General features: G+C 43.7%; 16 protein-coding genes. 10 read left to right on the forward strand and 6 right to left on the reverse strand.

Annotation, left to right across the window (positions count from 1 at the left end):
* Window positions 1-117: 117 nt before the first annotated feature.
* Window positions 118-702: a TetR/AcrR family transcriptional regulator gene (locus C5Z25_RS07955; RefSeq protein ID WP_105452151.1), complete on the reverse strand. Its 585-nt coding sequence runs from the start codon at window positions 700-702 to the stop codon at window positions 118-120.
* 180 nt (window positions 703-882) lie between these two features.
* On the opposite strand from C5Z25_RS07955, the gene C5Z25_RS07960 reads away from it, so the two are divergent.
* From C5Z25_RS07960 to C5Z25_RS08000, 9 genes are all read left to right on the forward strand, one after another.
* Window positions 883-5016 carry an MMPL family transporter gene (locus tag C5Z25_RS07960; protein WP_105452152.1) on the forward strand — a complete coding sequence of 1378 codons (4134 nt, stop codon included), beginning with the start codon at window positions 883-885 and terminating at the stop codon, window positions 5014-5016.
* 114 nt (window positions 5017-5130) lie between these two features.
* Window positions 5131-5700, forward strand: coding sequence for a DNA-3-methyladenine glycosylase I (locus C5Z25_RS07965; protein ID WP_105452153.1), 570 nt, complete (start codon window positions 5131-5133; stop codon window positions 5698-5700).
* A gap of 175 nt (window positions 5701-5875) precedes the next feature.
* The gene (spxB, locus tag C5Z25_RS07970) at window positions 5876-7633 is read left to right on the forward strand and encodes a pyruvate oxidase (protein WP_105452154.1); all 1758 of its coding nucleotides are present in this window, start codon (window positions 5876-5878) and stop codon (window positions 7631-7633) included.
* Window positions 7634-7797: 164 nt separating this feature from the next.
* Window positions 7798-9150 carry a DHA2 family efflux MFS transporter permease subunit gene (locus tag C5Z25_RS07975; protein WP_105452155.1) on the forward strand — a complete coding sequence of 451 codons (1353 nt, stop codon included), beginning with the start codon at window positions 7798-7800 and terminating at the stop codon, window positions 9148-9150.
* Between the two features lie 49 nt (window positions 9151-9199).
* Window positions 9200-9625 (forward strand): MarR family winged helix-turn-helix transcriptional regulator, encoded by a 426-nt coding sequence (locus C5Z25_RS07980; protein ID WP_158682928.1) that lies wholly within the window; start codon window positions 9200-9202, stop codon window positions 9623-9625.
* A gap of 223 nt (window positions 9626-9848) precedes the next feature.
* Window positions 9849-11330 carry an ABC transporter permease gene (locus C5Z25_RS07985; RefSeq protein WP_105452157.1) on the forward strand — a complete coding sequence of 494 codons (1482 nt, stop codon included), beginning with the start codon at window positions 9849-9851 and terminating at the stop codon, window positions 11328-11330.
* Between the two features lie 13 nt (window positions 11331-11343).
* Window positions 11344-12003: an ABC transporter ATP-binding protein gene (locus tag C5Z25_RS07990; protein WP_105452158.1), complete on the forward strand. Its 660-nt coding sequence runs from the start codon at window positions 11344-11346 to the stop codon at window positions 12001-12003.
* Between the two features lie 266 nt (window positions 12004-12269).
* Complete coding sequence (gene apf / locus C5Z25_RS07995; protein WP_105452159.1) at window positions 12270-12830, forward strand: aggregation-promoting factor; 561 nt, start codon at window positions 12270-12272, stop codon at window positions 12828-12830.
* 144 nt (window positions 12831-12974) lie between these two features.
* On the forward strand, window positions 12975-13316 hold the full coding sequence (locus C5Z25_RS08000) for a helix-turn-helix transcriptional regulator (protein ID WP_105452160.1): 342 nt from the start codon (window positions 12975-12977) through the stop codon (window positions 13314-13316).
* A 107-nt stretch (window positions 13317-13423) separates the two neighbouring features.
* On the opposite strand, the gene apf (C5Z25_RS08005) is transcribed toward C5Z25_RS08000, so the two are convergent.
* From apf (C5Z25_RS08005) to C5Z25_RS08015, 3 genes are all read right to left on the reverse strand, one after another.
* Complete coding sequence (gene apf / locus C5Z25_RS08005) at window positions 13424-14101, reverse strand: aggregation-promoting factor (protein WP_105452161.1); 678 nt, start codon at window positions 14099-14101, stop codon at window positions 13424-13426.
* 452 nt (window positions 14102-14553) lie between these two features.
* The gene (locus C5Z25_RS08010) at window positions 14554-15735 is read right to left on the reverse strand and encodes an MFS transporter (RefSeq protein ID WP_105452162.1); all 1182 of its coding nucleotides are present in this window, start codon (window positions 15733-15735) and stop codon (window positions 14554-14556) included.
* Window positions 15736-15740: 5 nt separating this feature from the next.
* On the reverse strand, window positions 15741-17246 hold the full coding sequence (locus C5Z25_RS08015) for an FAD-dependent oxidoreductase (protein ID WP_105452163.1): 1506 nt from the start codon (window positions 17244-17246) through the stop codon (window positions 15741-15743).
* Window positions 17247-17364: 118 nt separating this feature from the next.
* On the opposite strand from C5Z25_RS08015, the gene C5Z25_RS08020 reads away from it, so the two are divergent.
* Window positions 17365-18243, forward strand: a complete 879-nt coding sequence (locus C5Z25_RS08020) for a helix-turn-helix domain-containing protein (protein WP_158682929.1) — start codon at window positions 17365-17367, stop codon at window positions 18241-18243.
* Window positions 18244-18318: 75 nt separating this feature from the next.
* Here the strand turns inward: C5Z25_RS08020 and apf (C5Z25_RS08025) are convergent, their stop codons facing one another.
* Both apf (C5Z25_RS08025) and C5Z25_RS08030 read right to left on the reverse strand, forming a co-directional pair.
* Window positions 18319-18930, reverse strand: a complete 612-nt coding sequence (apf, locus tag C5Z25_RS08025) for an aggregation-promoting factor (protein WP_105452165.1) — start codon at window positions 18928-18930, stop codon at window positions 18319-18321.
* 204 nt (window positions 18931-19134) lie between these two features.
* Complete coding sequence (locus C5Z25_RS08030; RefSeq protein WP_158682930.1) at window positions 19135-19509, reverse strand: glycine cleavage system H family protein; 375 nt, start codon at window positions 19507-19509, stop codon at window positions 19135-19137.
* Window position 19510: the final 1 nt, after the last annotated feature.

A 19510-nucleotide genomic window follows, 5' to 3' on the forward strand; every position in this document is an offset into this window, starting at 1 on the left:
TAATCACACTATGATAATCATACTGATAAAATGTGGTCATTTTGCTGGGGTTAAATGATCTTTTCGTTATGAATTGCTTTAGTTCCGGTAAGGAAAGTTGTGAATTGGTAAAGCTAGTTAAGGTTCGGTAGGCAAATCCGTAATATCTTTCAAAGGTTTGCCACGATACCACCAATCGTTAATGAAGCTAGCGAGTTGTTCGGGAGTCTCTTGTAAACCGGTCTTCAACCAATAACGCACAACACCCACGATACCATTTAAGTAGTATTCAAACATATACTGACCCTCACGAATACTGGTGGCGCCAACTTTTGCCCGGTCGTGTTCGAGAATTTCGCGCTTAGTCGTGGCAATGAAATGCATCAAAAAGTCTTGGTCAGTGGTCAAAATGAAGGAGGTTACGGCATGCCGCTTTTTTACGATTTCGAAAATCCCCGTTAGAATCGCACGTAAGGAATTCGGATGCGTATGTTCATTGATCACAGCGAGTAATTCTTTGGTGGCGTCTTGTTCCATTGTATGCATGCAGTCTTTGACGTCTTCGTAGTGGGCGTAAAAAGTCCCACGATTAATGTCAGCGACCTTGCAAACGGCGGTCACGGTAATTTCGTTAATCGTTTGTTTTTGTAGTAGTTCAATTAAGCTATCTTGGATTAAACGGTCGGTCATTTGGGACCGCCGATTGTTTTTTGTTCCAACCATTTTAAAATCACTCCATTATATGGACAGTTCACTATTAATTGTTTATTTAATGACATATTTATGAAAATTGTTGGTTGAAATTTATATTGTTTTCAACTAACATGTTGTTATTATTTAAACACATTGTTGATTAAATGTCACGATGTCGTTTTAGAATCTGATTTAGGGAAGGGATACAGATTGAAAGGGAGTCATAGACGCTTTATAATCCAGGCACTCATTTGGGTCGTAGTAATGGTGGCGGCCATTGTTATGCTCCCAAATGTCAGCCAACTGGTTCGCGATAAGGGCCAGACACAGTTGCCGAGTTCGGCTAAGAGTCAAGTTGCACAAGTTATCCAAGATCATTGGGGACGTAATCAGAATAATACCCGCCAAGTGGTGGTGGTCTTTAGTAATGGTGATAAGCCATTAACAGCTAACCAGAAGCAAGAAATCGCTGGGACGATTCAACGCTTTAAGGTTCAAAAGTCGAAGTATCATGTGAAGTCAATGACGGCTGCGAGTGACAACTCAGCGGCTAAGAAACAATTGATTTCTAAAGATAAATCGACCGAGTTGTTACAATTAATGGTCGGTAAGACGCAGACTGTTGAGAATATGACTGCTAACATCACGGCTGGGGCGAAGACCAGTGGGGTGAAAACCTACATCACTGGGAGTGATATCTTAGACGATGACTTCACGCAAGAGACTGAAGCCGGGATTCAAAAGACCGAAATTATTACCGTCATCTTTATTTTCATTGTGTTGACGTTAGTCTTCCGGTCACCGATTACCCCACTTGTTTCATTGCTATCAGTCGGGGTATCCTTCATTATTTCGTTGAGTATCGTGATGAATTTGGTTAATAAATTTGATTTTCCACTGTCAAACTTTACCGAAGTCTTTATGGTCGTGGTGCTCTTTGGGATTGGGACCGACTACAATATTTTGCTGTTCGATCAATTCAAAGAAGAACTCAGTCATGGCGATAGTCCTGTTGCCGCGACTGGGCGAGCAGTAAAGATTGCTGGACGGACCATTCTCTATAGTGGCTCATCGGTATTAATTGGGTTTACATCGCTAGGTTTAGCGAACTTCTCAATTTATCGGTCAGCCGTTGGGGTTGCTATTGCGGTGGCGGTCTTGTTGTTAGTCTTACTAACCTTGAACCCATTCTTCATGGCAATCTTAGGGCCAAGACTATTCTGGCCGACTAAGAAGTTTGCCGGCGGTAGTACAAGTAAAATGTGGCATGGCATTTCGGCCAGTTCAGTGCGTTATCCAATTATCGCGTTGGTCGTGGTCCTAGGCGTGTCGTTGCCATTCATTTTGACGTATAATAATCAATTAAATTACGATACCTTAGCTGAATTGAAAGATACGATTCCAGCTAAGCAAGGGTTTAAAGTGGTTCAAACGCATTTCTCGAAAGGGACGGCGGAACCATCAACCCTATATATCAAGAGTGATCATGCGTTAAATAATGAAAAAGATTTAAAAGTGATTGATTCATTAACAAAACAACTGCAAAAAGTTGACGGGGTTAAGACCGTGGCTTCAGCGACCCAACCAGGTGGCTCAGAAATCAGTGCGTTATACGTTAAGAGTCAATTAGGAACAGTAACAAGTGGGATGAAATCGGCAAGTAAGGGCCTCACTAAGATTAGTAGTGGCTTAGATAGTGCCGATAGTCAGCTCAAAGGGTCCAACATGTCATCTGGTGTCAGCGACGCTAAAGAGCTTGCTACCGGGGCTAAAACGGTCGCTGACGGCGTGGTCACTTATGCTAATGGTGTTTACACGGTTAATAACGGGTTAGACCAGTTGAACAGTAAGACTGGTACGTTATCTAGTGGTGTCAACCAATTAGCAAGTGGCTCAAAGCAAGTTAGTACCGGGTTGAATACGTTAAGTAGTAAGACCGGGACGCTTGCCAGTGCCACGAGTCAGTTATCAACGGGGGCCAATAGTTTAAAGACCGGGGTCGTGACTTACACGAACGGCGTTTATACGGTTAATAAGGGCTTAAGTACGTTAAATAGTAAGACTGGTACGTTGAGTTCGAGTGTCAATCAACTATTTAGTGGGACCCAATCGTTGTCAACTGGGTTGGATAAGTTAAGTAGTAAAAATTCAACGATTGCTAATGGGACAGCAAATCTAACATCTAGTGTGGCACAACTACAAACTGGTGCTAGCTCAATTTCTAATGGTTTGGCCCAAATGGATGAACAGATTAAAGCTGGGACGAGTACCGTTGATACGGCTAAATTAGCCCAATTAACAGCTGGCTTAGATGCGATTAATAAGCAGATGGAAGCTTTAATTCAATCCTCTGGTAGTATTGAATCAAGCGTCTCAACTTTGAATTCTGTTTCAGACTCAATGTCGAAATCTCAATCTGGGATTACAAAAGACATGACGACTATTCAAGCTGCTTTAGAAAGTGCTGCCAAGACGGACGCTGCGGGTACGACTAGTACCAGTGTCAACGCCAATTCAGTTGCTTCGGCAGCGATTGCGGCAGCCGGATCGTCGGCAACGGATTCAGAAAAAGCGGCCATTAGTGCTGCGGTTGCTTCCGAATTTGCAAATACTAGTTCATCGACGGCAACTACAAAAGCTGGTTCGACAACTAATGCCACCGCTGGTTTACAAGCATTATCTGATTTACAAGAGCAATTAACCAGTATGGAAAAAGCAACGAAACAGTTGTCTGATTTAAGCAACCAGTTAAGCAGTTTGTCACAATTGTCTACGTTAGCTCAAAAGACAATTGACGTTAATAATAATTCTAAGACGGCAGTTAGTGGGCTTCAAACAGCAGTTGCCAGCATGCAAAAAATTGAAGTTGCGCTCAAAGGTACCAATACGCAACTTGGTTTAGTACCAGGTTCTAGTCAATTAACGACTGGACTGAGTCAACTACAATCTGGTACAACGACGTTAGCTTCCAGCTTAGGTGAATACACGAACGGCGTTTCAAGCGCTGCTTCGGGTGCTAACCAAGTCAACAATGGGGTTGGGACGTTACAATCATCAATTCCAACCTTAACGAGTGCCATCAGTGCTTTGGATGCTGGGACGAACAAGTTAGTTGCCAATTCCAGTGCCCTTAACAGTGGGGCTTCACAACTTGCAAGTGGTAATGGGCAATTAAATGCGCAAGTACCAACGCTTGTGAGTGGTGTTAACAAGTTATCTTCAGGCGCAAGCCAAGTTTCAACTGGGATGACGAGTTTACAAGGTCAAATTCCAACCTTAACGAGTGCAATCAGTGCATTAGACGCTGGGACCAATAAGTTAGTTGCTAATTCAGCAACCTTAGCGGACGGTGCTTCACAAGTTGCTGATGGGAACCAGACCATGTATACCACGTTACAAAGTCTAGTTAAGCAAATGGCAACCTTACAAAAGGGCTTAGGTACGGCGAGTGATGGCACGAAGACAATCAACAAAGGGGTTGGGTCAGCGAATAGCTACCTAGTCGGTTTGAAGAAGTCGGATGCGGCCAAGACTTACTATGTACCAAAGAGTACCTTGAAGGGTAAGACTTACAAGACTGCTTTGAAGGCTTACATGTCTGGTAATAACCATGCCACTAAGATGACGATTGTCTTAAATGATAATCCAAGTTCGAAGGCGGCGATGAATAAGGTTAATGCCATTCAAACGCAAGCAACTAATGCGTTGAAGGGGACTTCCTTATCAGGTTCAACGATTGCCATCGGTGGTCAGACATCAACGACTAACGATACCCAATCAATTGCGTCGAGTGACTTCATTCGGACGGCTGCGATTATGTTGATTGGGATTCTGATTGCCTTAATGGTTATCACTCGTTCAGTCTTGCAACCATTCTATATCTTAGGGACCTTGTTATTGGCTTACATTATGTCCTTAAGTATTACACGGATGCTCAGCAGTTGGTTCATGGGCCAAGATATGTTAACTTGGAACACCCCATTCTTCGGGTTTATCATGTTAATTGCCCTTGGGGTTGATTACAGTATCTTCTTGATGATGAAGTATCGTGAATTTGATAATACTTCGGCAACGCCAAGCACTCGGATTGTACGGGCCTCGGCTGTTATTGGCGCGGTTGTCTTATCCGCAGCGCTAATCTTGAGTGGGACCTTCGCGGCCTTGATGCCATCTGGGGTCTTAACCTTGATTCAAGTTGCAATGGTCGTTATCATTGGGCTGATTATCTTAGTCTTTGCGATTCCAGCGGTTATTCCAAGCTTGATTCGGTTAACGTATCCGTTGACTGATAAGATGACGGATGATGCCGAAGCTGGCGAGCAAACTAAGCGTAACCGACACTAATTATTAAAGTTAATTTAGCAGGTATGTTACTGTTAAAGCACTGGCGACGCCGGTCGAAATTGAGCAATCAATTTTGGCGGGCGTCGTTTTTTGGTTGAAAATGGAGGTCAGTAAATGACGAGATGTGACTGGGCGGATTCATCGCCAGCAATGCAGCATTATCATGATACCGAATGGGGGCAACCGGTTCATAATCAGCAACAATTGTTTGAACTGTTATGCCTCGAAACCTATCAGGCTGGACTGAGTTGGCAAACGGTGCTGAATAAACGGGCAGCTTTTAATGAAGACTTTTATAATTACGATATTGAGCGCGTGGCCGCTATGACCGCGGCTGATGTGGATCGGTTATTAACGGATGCACGCATTATTCGGCATCGCCAAAAACTCATGGCGACGATTAATAATGCACAAATTATTCGTGATTGGCCGTTAAAGCAGTCCTATTCGGCGTGGTTATGGCAGTTTGTCAATGACCAACCAATCAGGCAAGCCTGGACGACTAGTCGTGATTTACCGCCAACGACGACTTTAGCGATTGAAATTTCGAAGGCCATGAAAAAGTTAGGCTTTAAGTTTGTCGGGCCGACGACGATTTATGCCTACTTACAAGGCGCTGGTTTGGTCAATGATCATTTGGCGAGCTGTGATTGGGCACCGGAACATCGAAAGACCAGTTACTGATAACTGTGATGAACGTTATCTGCTAGCGTATTACGCTGTTTGGTTGAAGGCGCTAATTCTGTCAATGAATTAGCACCTTTTTCGATTGTAAACAATTGAATTTCACACCAAATAGCGTTACAGTTAACTCATGAATGAAAACGCTAACAATAATACTTAAAAGAAGGCAATAATCATGGTTAAAACAGTTGAAGCATCAGTTGCAATGTTAAAAGTTTTGGAAGCATGGGGCGTTAAGCAGATTTATGGGTACGCTGGTGGGTCGTTTAATTCGACGATGCATGCACTCGATGTTGAACAAGCCCGCTTGCACTATGTTCAAGTGCGCCATGAACAGGTCGGCGCCTTAGCGGCAGCAGCGGCAGCGAAGTTGAATGGTCAGATTGGGGTCGCTTTTGGGTCTGCGGGTCCAGGCGCTGTCAATCTTTTGAATGGCCTCTATGATGCTAAAGAAGATCATGTACCAGTGTTGGCTTTGGTGGGTCAAGTGGCCCATACCAACATGAATTATGATTATTTTCAAGAGTTTGCAGAAGAACCCATGTTTAGTGACGTGGCGGTCTTTAATCGGACTGTCATGACGGCTGAAAGCTTACCATATGTGGTCGATAAGGCGATTCGGACTGCCTACAAGGAAAAGGGCGTGGCGGTTGTCACGATTCCCAATGATTTTGGTTACGTGGAAATTCCTGATGTGGCCTACGATTCAGCGAGTGTACCAGCGAATACGGTTACAGCGCCAGCCATTGCCGATGACCAGATTGAGCACGTACTCGCTTTAATCAAAGCGGCCAAGTATCCGGTCTTTCACGTGGGTCAAGGAACTCGCGGTGCCAGTGAAGCCATGATGCAGTTGGCCGACCGGTTACAAGTTCCGATTATTATCACCGGCTTGGCTAAAGGTGTGATTCCAGATAGTTTTGCTGGGAACATGGGCAGTGCTTATCGTGCGGCCTCAAAAGCGGCGGATGAGTTAATGGCAATCACGGACTTAGTGGTTTCCGTTGGGGCCGATTACTCTTTTGCACAAATCATGTATACCACGCATACGTTTAAGTATGTCCAGATTGAACTGGATGCGGCTAAGTTTGGGCGGCATCATCACTTAGATTACGGGATTCATGGCGATGCGAAAGCCTTCATTAAACGCGCTTTGACGTTAGGTGAACCAGCGGCACCATCGCCGTATTATCAAGCTGCCCAAGCCGATATGGCTGACTGGCAACGTTATCTGCAACGGCTTAGTGAACGGACCACTGATCCATTGGAATATGAACAAGTTTATCAAGAAATCAATCGTGTGGCAGCTGACGATGCCATCTTCTCAATGGATGTTGGGGACAATACGATTAATAGTTTCCGCTTCTTAAAGATGAATCCGAAACAAAAATTGTTAACTTCAGCGTTATTTGCAACGATGGGTGCCGGGGTACCAGGGGCGATTGCAGCGAAGTTAAGTTATCCAGAGCGTCAAGCGTTCAATATTGCAGGTGACGGAGCCTTTTCAATGGTCATGCAGGATTTATTGACTGAAGTGAAGTATCATTTGCCAATCTTTAATATTGTGACATCGAATCAAACGTTGAACTTTATTAAGTCGGAACAAGAAGATGTTCCGCAGCCTTATTATGGGATTGACTTAATTGGCGCCGATTTTGCCATGATTGCAGAAGGCATGGGTGTTAAGGGGATTAAAGTCGAACGATTTGACCAACTGCATGCGGCCTTTGAAACAGCGATGGCAGAACTTAAAGCCGGCCGTCCGGTGCTCATTGATGCCAAGATTACTGCTAAACGGGGCTTGCCAGTTGAAATCTTGGACGTTGATCCAGTAAAGACTTCGGCAGCGTCGGTAGCCGACTTTAAGCACACTTATGATGCTGAAGAATTACAACCACTGTCCGCTTATTTTAGTAAATTTGGGGTTAAATAATTTTAATTACGTCGGATAGACTGGTAACTATCAATCTTTAACGATTGATGGTTATCAGTTTTTTTGTCTTATTTAAGAAAAAAGCTTGCATTTACGTGCAAATGCACATATTATGGACTTACACGAATAAGTGCATTTGCACGTAAAACTAGGAGCAACTTTAAATGACAAAAAAGCAACGCTTTATTTTGACAATAACTTTATTAGTGGCCGTTTTTACCGCTTTATTGAATCAGACGGTGATGGTCACCGCATTACCGGTCATGATGCAACAATTTTCTATTAAACTAACAACGGCTCAATGGTTAACGACGGGGTATGTCCTAGTCTTAGGAATCGCCACCCCGATTTCGGCATTATTATATGAAAGGTTCAGTACCCGCCATTTATTTATCACCCTTATTATTAGTTTTATTGTGGCGACGTTAGTGGGGGCCAGTGGTGTTAACTTTGCGATGGTCCTGATTGCACGCCTATGTCAGGCCGCAATGGGTGGGATTTTAATGACCTTTAGTCAGATTGCATTGTTAGGATTATATTCACCACAACAACGTGGCACGATTTTGGGATTATTTTCAATGGTCGTTTCGGCGGGCCCGGCGATTGGTCCCACCTTTGCTGGTATCTTATTAGCCCATTTTACTTGGCATAGTTTATTTTGGGTCGTCTTAGTCGTGATGGTGCTGATTTTAGGGCTAGGCTGGCGATTTTTACCCGATTTGCAAGCTGGTCAACCAATTAAATTCGATTGGGTGGCCATTGGCCTATTGGTGACCGGAATGGGCTTACTGTTGATTGGAATTAGTACGTTACAAACGAATTGGCAATGGGGCCTGGGCTTATTATTAGTTGGTGTTTTTTTGACGGCAGGATTTGTACGCCAACAGTTAAGCACGACACAGCCTATTTTAAATTTACGATTATTCAAAAATGCAACGTTTACTCGGATGACGTTAGCGGTGATGTTAACGTTCGCAGTGATGATGGGTACCGAAACGTTGTTACCAGTTTTGTTAGAAACGCATCGGGGGTTAAGTAGTATGCAGACTGGACTGGTTATGTTACCCGGGGCACTAGCTAATGTTATTTTGGCGCCATTAGTCGGCCGCTGGTATGATCAGCATGGCCTTGAAAAAATCATGATGATTGGGTTAGCGTTAACCCTTGTTGCCAGTGGTTGGTTTTATTTCATTACTGCTGAAACTCCGGTCGTTTTTATCATTTTAGCCTATGCATTACGGATGAGTGGGAGTGCCATGATTATCTCAGTCACGGTCGCCCAAGCCTTGGCGCCGTTAGCCGGGCGTGAGTTGAGCCATGGAACGGCCTTAAATAACGCGGTCCGTCAAATCGCAGGTTCGCTGGGGAATACTGTCCTTATCTGGGCGGTCAATAGTCAAGCTAACTTTAATGGTGGTTTTCAGTTGGCTATGGGTGTCACGATTGTAGCAGCGCTGGGATTAGTTTGGTTAGGGATTAGCGAGATTCGAGCAATAAAAGCCGTTGCAAATCAATAAGCCCCCCGGTATGATAAAGACAATAAGTCTAGCAATCGAGGTAGTTGAAATGGATTTTGAAAAAAATATTGCGATTATTAATCGGGCCACCCGTCAACATTTGGCGCAACAACTCAAACCATATACGTTAACGGAGAGCAACTTTATGTTAGTCTTACGGGTCTGTGAACGGCCGGGTATTTCGCAAGAGGCATTGAATCAAGATATTTACCGGGAACATAGTATTGTGACGAAGATGGTCAAGCGCTTAATTACGCTGGGATGGTTACAACGTGTGACGGATCCACAAGATCGTCGCCGGACGCAGCTTTTTCCAACAACGCAAGCGCAAACGGCTTATCCTGAAATCAAAGCGCTACTTGCTGAAACCAATCAGTGGTTAGTGGCCGAGCTGACATCGACGGAGCAAGCGGCATTGGCACCAGCCTTGCAACGGCTGGCTAAAAGTAAGCGACCAGCTAAAACTGAATCATAATTGAGGTTTAAACAGTTACGTTAGCCAGTGGGTGGCGCGCGTAACTGTTTTTTTGATGTAAGCCCATTTATTTGAGCATTAGACGTTACTTATCAAAAAAATTCGTTGGGTAGCCGATGAATTGACTTAGGAATTTCACAGTTTAGATACTTTTGCCGGGTATGTTAGAACTTGTTCAGAAACAAGCAGTCTCAATACTTATTTTTTAAGGAGGTTACAAGCCGTGAATTTCTTTAAACGCGCATGGCTTAATTTAACAGCGAAGAAGGGGCGTTCAGTCCTATTAATTCTGGTCACATCAGCTATTATGTTATTTGTATTGGCCGGTCTTTTGATACGAAATGCCGCTGATACGGCAACGAGTAACGCGAAGCAGAGTGTCGGGGCAACCGTCACCTTGTCTGCTAATCGCGACGCTGCTTTTAAGAAGATGCGGCGCGCATCAACGAGTAAAAAGAGTAAGCCGACTTTAACGACTTCGCCCGTTAAGTTAAGTGATGCCAAAAAGATTGCGAAGCTTAATAATATTGCCAGCTATTCGGCAACGGTTTCGACATCTGCAAATGCCAAAGGGTTTGATGCTATCTCGACGACTAGCAGCAGTCAAAGTGGTGGTATGAAAGGAATGGGTGGTGCAAGTACCACCAGTTCCGGCGATATTGCGATTTCTGGGGTAACATCAACCAGTGCAACTTCTGATTTTGAAGATAGCACGAGCAAAATTACAAAAGGCCGCGGAATTACAACGGCCGATGAAGGCACGAATAATGTCGTCATTGAAAGTGAACTTGCCAAAGAGGATAGCTTGAGTGTGGGTGATACCATTAAACTTAAGGCAACCACTGGGAGCAAGACGACTTATACGATGAAGATTGTTGGGGTCTATAAGGCTAGTTCTAGCACGACAACTGCCCAAGGTCCAGATGCAACTGATCCATCGAACAGTGTCTACACGTCATACACCTTTGCAAATACGGTCAAAGGTGCGAAATATAAGAACACAGCTGATTCGATTACGTTTAACGTCTCGGATCCAGCTAAAGTGAGTGCAGTTAAAACAGCAGGTAAACAATTAATCAATACCTCGAAATATTCGTTGACGACGGATGATAGTAGCTATCAAACAGTTAAGTCTTCAATGAACAACGTGAAGTCCTTTGCAGATAAAATTGTCTGGTTAGTGGCGATTGCCGGGACCATTATTTTGGCCTTAATCGTTATCTTGATGATTCGAGAACGCCGTTATGAGATTGGTGTCTTACTATCCTTAGGCGAAGCACGCTGGAAGATTGTGGCGCAGTTCTTTGTTGAAATGGTGATGGTCTTAGTTGTTTCGATTGTCATCGCCGGGATTGGCGGTAAGTTCGTAGGCAATCAATTAGGCCAACAACTGGTTTCTCAACAAACGACCACTGCGACAACGAGTTCTACTAGTACTCAGACGGGGCAACCTGGTGGGACTGGCGGTGGCGCACCTAGTGGTACCACTGGTGGCAGTAAGCCTAGCGGTAACATGGGTGGCAACCCAGGCAGTAGTACGACGAGTGCAACGGCCTCACAAAAACAAACTGAATTAGATATCAGTGTGACGATCATGGACTTAGTTGAACTAGGTGGTTTTGGCTTAGCAATTATGTTCTTATCCATTATGTTGGCGTCTGGTGGCATTCTCCGGCTACAACCGAAGAAAGTCCTGATTGAATAGAGAGGAGTTACTCATGTTAAAAGCAAATGATATTGGTTATTGGTATGATCGCCAAGCAAACAGCCTTTTCGAGCATGTGAATCTCGAATTCAAGGCGGGCAATTCTTATGCGATTGTTGGTCAGAGTGGTTCTGGTAAGACGACATTTTTATCATTATTAGCCGGGCTAGATAAACCTCGGGCCGGTCAAATCGAATTAAACGGTGAACCGATTAATAAAATCGGTTTAACGGCCTATCGAAAATCGCATGTTGCAATCGTATTTCAAGCCTATAATCTGTTTACCTACATGTCACCATTAAACAACTTGTTAACGGCGATGGCGATTACGGCTTCTAGTCATCGTGGTGACAAGCAGTATGCGGCGGATATGTTGCATAAGCTTGGTATTACTGATGACCAAATGAAGAAAAATGTGCAGAAGTTATCTGGTGGGCAACAACAACGGGTCGCCATTGCGCGAACGATGGTCTGCGATGCCAAAGTGGTGGTAGCGGATGAACCAACCGGTAACTTAGATGAAGAAAACACGAAATATGTGATTGATCAATTTCAAAAGATTGCGCATGAACAACAAAAATGTGTGATTATTGTGACGCATGAACCGGACGTGGCGCGCGCTTGCGACCATGCTTATCGGTTAGCCAGTCATGAGTTTACACTAGAGGCATAAGTGTTTTGATAGTTCGGACGGCCGTAGACATTACTTGTCGCGGCCGTTTTTTTATTGGTGGTAGCCGTAAGGACAGCAATAATGTTACAAACCATTACGAAATCCTTAGTTTATTACAAGTGACCCAGCAAACTGTAACCTGCCATTTATCCGCATGCAACATGTAGCCGGTATACTAATTAGTGTTGATTGGTTAACGCCAGTCGAAACTTAATGACTGATAACTTATAAAAAACAATTAGAAAATACAGGAGTGAATTAATTTAATGAAGGTTAGAAATATTGTACTATCAACGGTGGCCACTTTAGGATTGTTTGCAGTTAGTAATACGGTAGCTAATGCCGATACGGTGACAGTTAAGTCTGGTGACACCGTTGCTAAAATTGCTAGTGATAACAACACAACGGTCAGTGCCATCAAGCAAGCCAATGGCTTAAGCAACGTTAACTTAATCTACGTTGGTGATCAACTTGAAGTTAATGGCACAACAACTTCAGCTACGACTAGTACGAGTTCAACCACTGACACAACCAGCACAACGACTGCTAAGACTAGCGCTACGACCGCCACAACTAGTACAACTGCTACAACAACTACTAGTTCTAGCGACAGTGCCGCTAAAGCTTGGATTGCTAACAAAGAATCTGGTGGCTCATACACTGCTTCAAATGGCAATTACTATGGTAAATATCAATTAAGCAAGTCTTACTTGAATGGTGACTATTCAGCCGCTAACCAAGAAAAAGTTGCAAATAGCTACGTTAGTTCCCGCTATGGGTCATGGAGTGCGGCTAAAGCACACTGGTTAGCTAACGGCTGGTACTAAACTTAAATTAAGTCTAAAAAAGGAAATTCCACATGGAATTTCCTTTTTTAATGGGTTTAAAGCTTGGTTATTGACGAAATAGTTGCAGATTGGGGCACAATTGAGGTATTATGCAGCCGTAAAATAAAAGCAGGAGGTGTTAGCATGGCGATAACTTTTGCTCATCAACTAACCAAAATTCGGCAGCAACAACACTTGTCCCAAGCCCAACTGGCTCGTCAATTAACATTACCACGTTCGGTTATCACGCAATGGGAGCAGGGACAAACAACCCCAGAACTAGATCAATTAATTAAGTTAGCAGCGTTGTTACAGGTTAGTTTGGATGACTTGGTTTTAGGCGATTCGGCTAATCGTCGACTGTCGACGTTGCCTCAGCTGACGACCAATGGTAGTTGGGAATGGCTGGTTCGTTATTGGTGGTTAGGCCTGTCATTAGTGGGGCTAATCCTGTGGGTATTAATGAGCTTTTCACACGTACGCTGAGTCAACAACCTTAACCGGCGTTCGATAAGCATTCAAAATCAAAGCCTAAAACTAAGGTAAATAAAAAGACCATCATGACGATGGTCTTTAAGCATTGAATTTAAATTTTAGTACCAACCGTTAGCTTGTGAATGAGCTTTAGCAGCAGCCCATGAGCCGTAACGGGAAGCAACATAACTGTTAGCAACTTTTTCTTGGTTAGCAGCTGAGTAATCACCATTTAAGTATGATTTGCTTAGTTGATATTTACCATAGTAGTTACCGTTAGTTGCGCTGTATGAACCACCGGATTCTTTGTTAGCAATCCAAGCCTTGGCTGAACCTTCACTGCCATTAGTTGTGGTAGTAGAGGTACTAGTCGTTGATGCAGCTGGTTTAGTTGTCGTTGTTGCAACTGAACTGCTAGTAGCGGCTGCTTTAGGTGCAGTGGTTACAGTCGTGTTGTTAGTTGTGTTAGCTGATGATGACACTGCTGCTTGGTAATGGTTACTTTGAGTCGTTGCAGCTGTGGTTGTAGTTGTATTAGCAACTGGCGTGGTCGTTGAAGTAGTGGTAGTCGTTGCAGTACCATTAACTTCAAGTTGGTCACCAACGAAAATTAAGTTAACGTTGCTTAAGTTGTTGGCGTTCTTGATTGCATCAACACTGGTGTTGTAAGTGTTCGCAATTTCGGCAACGGTGTCACCAGCTTTAACAGTAACGGTGGCGGCGTCAGCAGCGGTTGTCGTAGCAGCAAATAAAGCTAAAGCTGCGGCAGTTGATAATGCAAGGTTCTTGATTTTCATATTAGTCATACACTCCTATAAGTTTAAATGGGGTCGATTGTCTTATCTAAATATCTCGCGTTAGTCAATGGAAACTAATGTCGCCTTAACTAATTAACAATGACTAGTATACCGAGCGAGTATTGCAACACAATAAACAGGAGGTTACGTTTTAGGCCAGTTATTGTAATATAACGCGTTTTTTGTAATGAATTGTAATATTTGGTGATGGTTTCTGGAAATAAATGTGACGTTTTCATGAATATGACCAAATTAAGCGGCAATTAAGACTGAAAATGGCTGATTAATTGATTAAGGACTAAAACTAAAAGCAACGACGATAATCATCTTTAGATTATAGGTAAGTTTAATTGACGATATAAAGGCTCATCGCAACAAAAATGCGATGAGCCTTTTAAAATGTTTCGATGATAAGACTTAGTTAAACCGACGTATTTCATTTAAAGATTGACTTAGCTGCGGACCTTAGTTTGCCGACGATTATCAATTAGGGTATAGAGACCGGTACCAACTGCGAGTATGACGAAGCCCCAACCACACATAGTCAAAACGAAGGCCGGTTGGTCGTTGCCAAGTAGATTAGCGGCCCCGTTAACTAAGGTTGGTGATAAGAACGCTCCTAAGTTAATCCCCATTAACATAATGGATGTCGATAAGTTTTCAGAATGTGCGGGTGCAATTTGAGCAACTCGGAGGAATCCTTGGGGAAAGACCCAACCAAAGAAGCTACCAGCAATGATGACGCCGACAAACAGCAAAGCTACATTACTGGCAGTTGCGACAATGAGAAAGCCCAGGGCAATCCCGATTAGAGCTACCGGTAATATATAGTTACCTAGGCGCTGGCTCAACTTGCCAAAGATGGCACTGGCAACCATTGAAGCGGCTCCCATAACGGCTAAAATAGTTGAAGCCATGGCAGGGGTCGTCAGTTGTTGGGTGGTGACAAAACTGGCTAATTTAATTGTCATCATCATAAACATCCCAAAAATAATTAGCATGAGTCCGGCGAGCGCTAAAACGTGACTATTAGTGGTTTGCTTAGGTCTGCTTGTTTTGACGGCTATCTTAGGTGTCGGAATTTTAACCAATAAACCAAATAATAGTAGTGGAATTAGGGCAATTAAGTAGCCAGTAAAGACGGTCTTCCAACCAGCTAACACGAGCAAGCTAAGCAATAGGCCAAACCCAGCGTTGCCTAAATTTTGGGCGGTATTTTGATAACCTAGCATATCCGCTAACTCTTGATCATGGTAGAAGTTGTACATTAGACTAACTGAGAAGGGATTAAATAAGCCAATCCCACAGCCCATGACAAAGCGAGCTAGGATAATAATGACGTAATTACTAATTAGGACCGGCACTAAACCGCCAATCAGATATAAAAACAACCCCAACATAATGGTTCGCTTAACTCCTAATTTTTGTGCAATCCAAGTTGAAAACATAATGAGCAATAAGACGCCTAGATTTGGCAAGGTGGCAATCATCTCAACTTGGGCCGTGGTCTGGTCAGTGAAGGTTTTAGCCATCAAGGGATTTGCAATTGCGATTGATGGGGCGGTCATTGCCAAGATGGACAGTGACAGTAAAGCGAGTTTGAAAGGCCAGCTGTGCGTGTTTTGTTTAGGCATGTTTGTCACGCCTCCTCAGTGGTATTTTGCGCAATGAATTTGGCTGCGCTAGTGCCAGCTAGGCGGCCGGAGGTCCAAGCAAATCCCGATGCTAGTCCTTCATAGGCAGGATAGCTATGGCCTTCGTAATACCCACCGGCATTGGCACCTCCGGTAAATAACCCAGGAATTGGTCGGAATTGTTGATCTAAAACGCGTAAGTTTTCATCGACGCGAACACCACCAACCGTGCCTAAGTAAGCGACTTGCGCTGTAAAGGCATAGAAAGGTCCTACATTAACTGGATAAACTAGTGAAGCGGCAGATTTACTAAAGGTGGAATCAGTTTTTGTTGTTACCGCTTGATTATAAGTTTTAACTGCCGCAATTAAAGTCGCTGGGACCATCCCAACTTTTGTGGCTAGTTCGGTGATTGTGGCGCCTTTAAAGGCTGTGCCAGCTGCGACTGAAGCGTTGGCTAAAGCAGTGAAATCACCGGGTTCCGTATCTGCACCGGGTCCAGCTTGCGAGACTTCTAATGCACCACCATTTTTGGTGAAGTTATCTAGTGTTGCTTGGTCCACGACGAAGTAATATTGGCCCCCAACCGACCAGCCAGCGTTGGCCCAGTTGACCGTATCATAGACAACATCTTCATTGGTAAAGCGTTGTCCGGTCCGATTGACCCAGAATAAGGGCGTTAATAGGAGTTGCGTTAAAGCGGTGTGTGAAAAGCCCGCCAGATGTTCGGCTGAAGTTTTTTGAGTGACCGTTGATTTAGCTAGTTGGGCCGCATGGATTAATGCGGTTCCGTCAATATCTTCGGCACCAGCTTTGACCATTGCTTGTAGCCCTTCGCCCATATTGGGGACGCCTAAAGTCCGTAAAGCTGTGGTATGCATTGTACGAGCAACTTTCTTACGATCACCACCAAAGCCACCAGTTGCGATGACAGTTGCTTGGGCATCAACATTGAAGGTCATCCCAGCGGCATCCGTTGCCGAAACGCCAATGATTTTACCATCGGCAGTTTGACGTAGGTCAGTTAAGGTGACACCAAATTTGAATTGAACGCTTTCATTTTCAAGCTTGGCTTGAATCCGCGCATAACTTTCAGGTTTGTTTTGATACATATGGTAAGCGCCACCTTGATAGGGGTTATCACGATGGGCAAATTGGGTCGTTTTAGCGTTATCGTTTAATTGAATTGCCATGCCAAGATTTTCTAACCAAGTTAACGTATCGGCGGCCGTATCCACGATATGATGGATTAACGGGCCATTAGCAAGATTATGATTATAAGTGGTTAACTGATTGACGGCTTCGGCTTTTGATAACTGAAGGCCTTTGGCACGTTGTTCTTTAGAGTCAATTGCAAAAAAGCCACTAGAAATCTTGGTGTTACCACCAATTTGGGCCTGCTTTTCTAAGACTAGGACCTGAAGACCTTGTTCAGCGGCTGCATGGGCGGCTGCCAGCCCGGTCCCACCGGCACCAGCGACGATGACATCGGTTTTAATAGTTGTTGTCATAATGAATCACTCCTAATTGAATTTGATTCCATTATAAAGTGAATAAATGTACAATATAACTAAGTGAAGTATCTTTTTTCTGATGAAAATATATCTTTTAAAATTGAGGAGAGCGCTGATGAGTCGAAATTATCAAAGTAAGCAACCGATTAAAATACCCGGAATATACAATCATACCGGGGTTAAAAAGGTAACGCCAGCGTCTCAGCAAACAGTGTTATTGATCATTGAAAGTTTAACAGCCAGTGTATGTGAAATTGACCAACAAGTGTTGCCGTTAAATCCGCAAGATATTATTTTAGTCCAGCAAGCCACGCAAATTAAGGTGAGCGCACAACAGGATTTGGTTAAATGTCGGACATTTACGGCTAGCGTGACGTTTCCTAATCCACTAAATATGACTGTGGTCGGTGATAATCCATTAATTCACGATTTAATGAATGATGCGAGCACAGCCAGTCAATATGTGGTCTTTCATCATTTGAAAAATCGATTAAGTCATACTTATTGTAATTTATTAGCGCAAATGGATCAGCAGGATGCGGATCGCTACTTAAATTTTGAACGAAACCAAGTCTTTAGCTTATTATTAACTGAACTGTTACGACAACATCGCGAGACGGTCTCGTTAGTGGATTCTCAGTTTCCGGTTCAAGCGATTCGGCATGCCGGTCGGGAGACGCAATCGGGCGCTATTTTTACTTATCTATCGCGCCAGATTGCGACGGTGACCTTAACCAAAGCTGCTGCTCATTTTGGTTATCAGCCGAATTACTTTTCGCGGCTCTGTCGCACGCTATTTGATGACTCTTTTTCGGCAGTAAAAACTCGGATTCGAATGGAAATGGCTGGTCGAATGCTAAGTTTGACGACGAAGGGGATTACGGAAATCAGTTTTGAACTGGGGTATAAGAATGTGACGAGTTTTTACCAAGCTTTTTCGCAGGCTCAAGGGATGACACCGACTCAATTTCGACAAACTGGTCGTGAAAATTAACAGATAAAAAGCACATTACCAATCCAAGTTGAACTTGGACCGGTAATGTGCTTTGCTAAAAGTTGAATTTAAGCTTTAGTACCAACCAGTTGAGAGCCAATGTGACTTAGCTTGCGACCATGAGCCGTATCGTGAACTAACGTAGCTATTAGCAACGCGTTCTTGGTTAGCAGCTGAGTAGTCACCATTTAAGTAAGAAGCACTTAGTTGGTATTTACCAATGTATTGGCCATTACGGGCACCGTATGAACCGCCAGATTCTTTGTTAGCAATCCAAGCTTTAGCAGAACTATCAGAAGAACTCGTGTTACTGCTGGTGTTAGTCGCAGTTGTCGTGGTGCTCTGAGTAGTTGCGGCTGGGGTGCTAGTGCTATGTGTAGTCGTTGTACTTTGACTAGGTGTAGCAGTTGTTGTTGATTGGGTCTGAGTCGTAGTACTTGCGGCTGGTGTAGTGGTAGCAGTCGTCGTATCGTTAACTTCAAGCTTTTGACCAACGAAGATCAAGTTAACGTTGGTTAATTGGTTTGCTTTTTCGATGGCGGCAACGGTCGTATCATTGTCGTTAGCAATTGCTGAGACGGTGTCGCCAGCTTTAACCGTTACGGTTGCGGCTTGAGCGGTGGCGCCAATAGCAAAAAGACCTGATGCGGCTGCTGCAGTAGATAATAAAACATTCTTAATTTTCATAAGTAATGGTCACTCCTATTTTTTTAGTCCGAATTTTTGCTTGGCCCCGAAACACATCCCAAGCACTTTATTAACTCATAGTATAGCCGTCAATTGTAACAAACGAATAGCAATCATTTTACGAATTGGCCGTGTGTTTGTAATATAAGCCGTTTTTTGTAATCTTTTGTAATATTAAGGGCTAATCGTGCAATTAATTTTAGATTAATCAGCTTTCAGCTTGATTAACCAACGTTTTTTTTCAGCTTTACCATTTAATAAGTCGGGATGAGTTAAAACGGCTTGATTGAGTGATTTTAAGTGACCACTGACGGGAAGGGTTAATGTTTTGGTTGCTTTAGTGCCAATAATGGTTACTAAGTCATCACCAGCTGCCAAGTGTTGACCAACAGCGGCATAGGTGACAGCGGTAATGGTCCCCAATTCAGCTTGACCAGCTGCAGTTAAGCCAAGGACTAGCCGTTGCCGTGATTTTAACTGTAACCACAGGTCGCCATAAGCCATCAGTTCGTGGCGTTCTTGGTAATCAGTTTTGTACCATAAGTAGACGGTCTTCCAAACGGGTAAATGTTCTGGCATG

The organism is Lactobacillus sp. CBA3605, from assembly GCF_002970915.1.
Classification (GTDB): domain Bacteria; phylum Bacillota; class Bacilli; order Lactobacillales; family Lactobacillaceae; genus Lactiplantibacillus.

What these genes read in the sequence shown, in the direction of transcription:
- C5Z25_RS07955 (WP_105452151.1), bottom strand. Translation starts at nt 702, where the DNA reads ATGGTTGGAACAAAAAACAATCGGCGGTCCCAAATGACCGACCGTTTA.
- C5Z25_RS07965 (WP_105452153.1), top strand. Translation starts at nt 5,131, where the DNA reads ATGACGAGATGTGACTGGGCGGATTCATCGCCAGCAATGCAGCATTAT.
- spxB (WP_105452154.1), top strand. Translation starts at nt 5,876, where the DNA reads ATGGTTAAAACAGTTGAAGCATCAGTTGCAATGTTAAAAGTTTTGGAA.
- C5Z25_RS07975 (WP_105452155.1), top strand. Translation starts at nt 7,798, where the DNA reads ATGACAAAAAAGCAACGCTTTATTTTGACAATAACTTTATTAGTGGCC.
- C5Z25_RS07980 (WP_158682928.1), top strand. Translation starts at nt 9,200, where the DNA reads ATGGATTTTGAAAAAAATATTGCGATTATTAATCGGGCCACCCGTCAA.
- C5Z25_RS07990 (WP_105452158.1), top strand. Translation starts at nt 11,344, where the DNA reads ATGTTAAAAGCAAATGATATTGGTTATTGGTATGATCGCCAAGCAAAC.
- apf (WP_105452159.1), top strand. Translation starts at nt 12,270, where the DNA reads ATGAAGGTTAGAAATATTGTACTATCAACGGTGGCCACTTTAGGATTG.
- C5Z25_RS08000 (WP_105452160.1), top strand. Translation starts at nt 12,975, where the DNA reads ATGGCGATAACTTTTGCTCATCAACTAACCAAAATTCGGCAGCAACAA.
- apf (WP_105452161.1), bottom strand. Translation starts at nt 14,101, where the DNA reads ATGAAAATCAAGAACCTTGCATTATCAACTGCCGCAGCTTTAGCTTTA.
- C5Z25_RS08010 (WP_105452162.1), bottom strand. Translation starts at nt 15,735, where the DNA reads ATGCCTAAACAAAACACGCACAGCTGGCCTTTCAAACTCGCTTTACTG.
- C5Z25_RS08015 (WP_105452163.1), bottom strand. Translation starts at nt 17,246, where the DNA reads ATGACAACAACTATTAAAACCGATGTCATCGTCGCTGGTGCCGGTGGG.
- C5Z25_RS08020 (WP_158682929.1), top strand. Translation starts at nt 17,365, where the DNA reads ATGAGTCGAAATTATCAAAGTAAGCAACCGATTAAAATACCCGGAATA.
- apf (WP_105452165.1), bottom strand. Translation starts at nt 18,930, where the DNA reads ATGAAAATTAAGAATGTTTTATTATCTACTGCAGCAGCCGCATCAGGT.
- C5Z25_RS08030 (WP_158682930.1), bottom strand. Translation starts at nt 19,509, where the DNA reads ATGCCAGAACATTTACCCGTTTGGAAGACCGTCTACTTATGGTACAAA.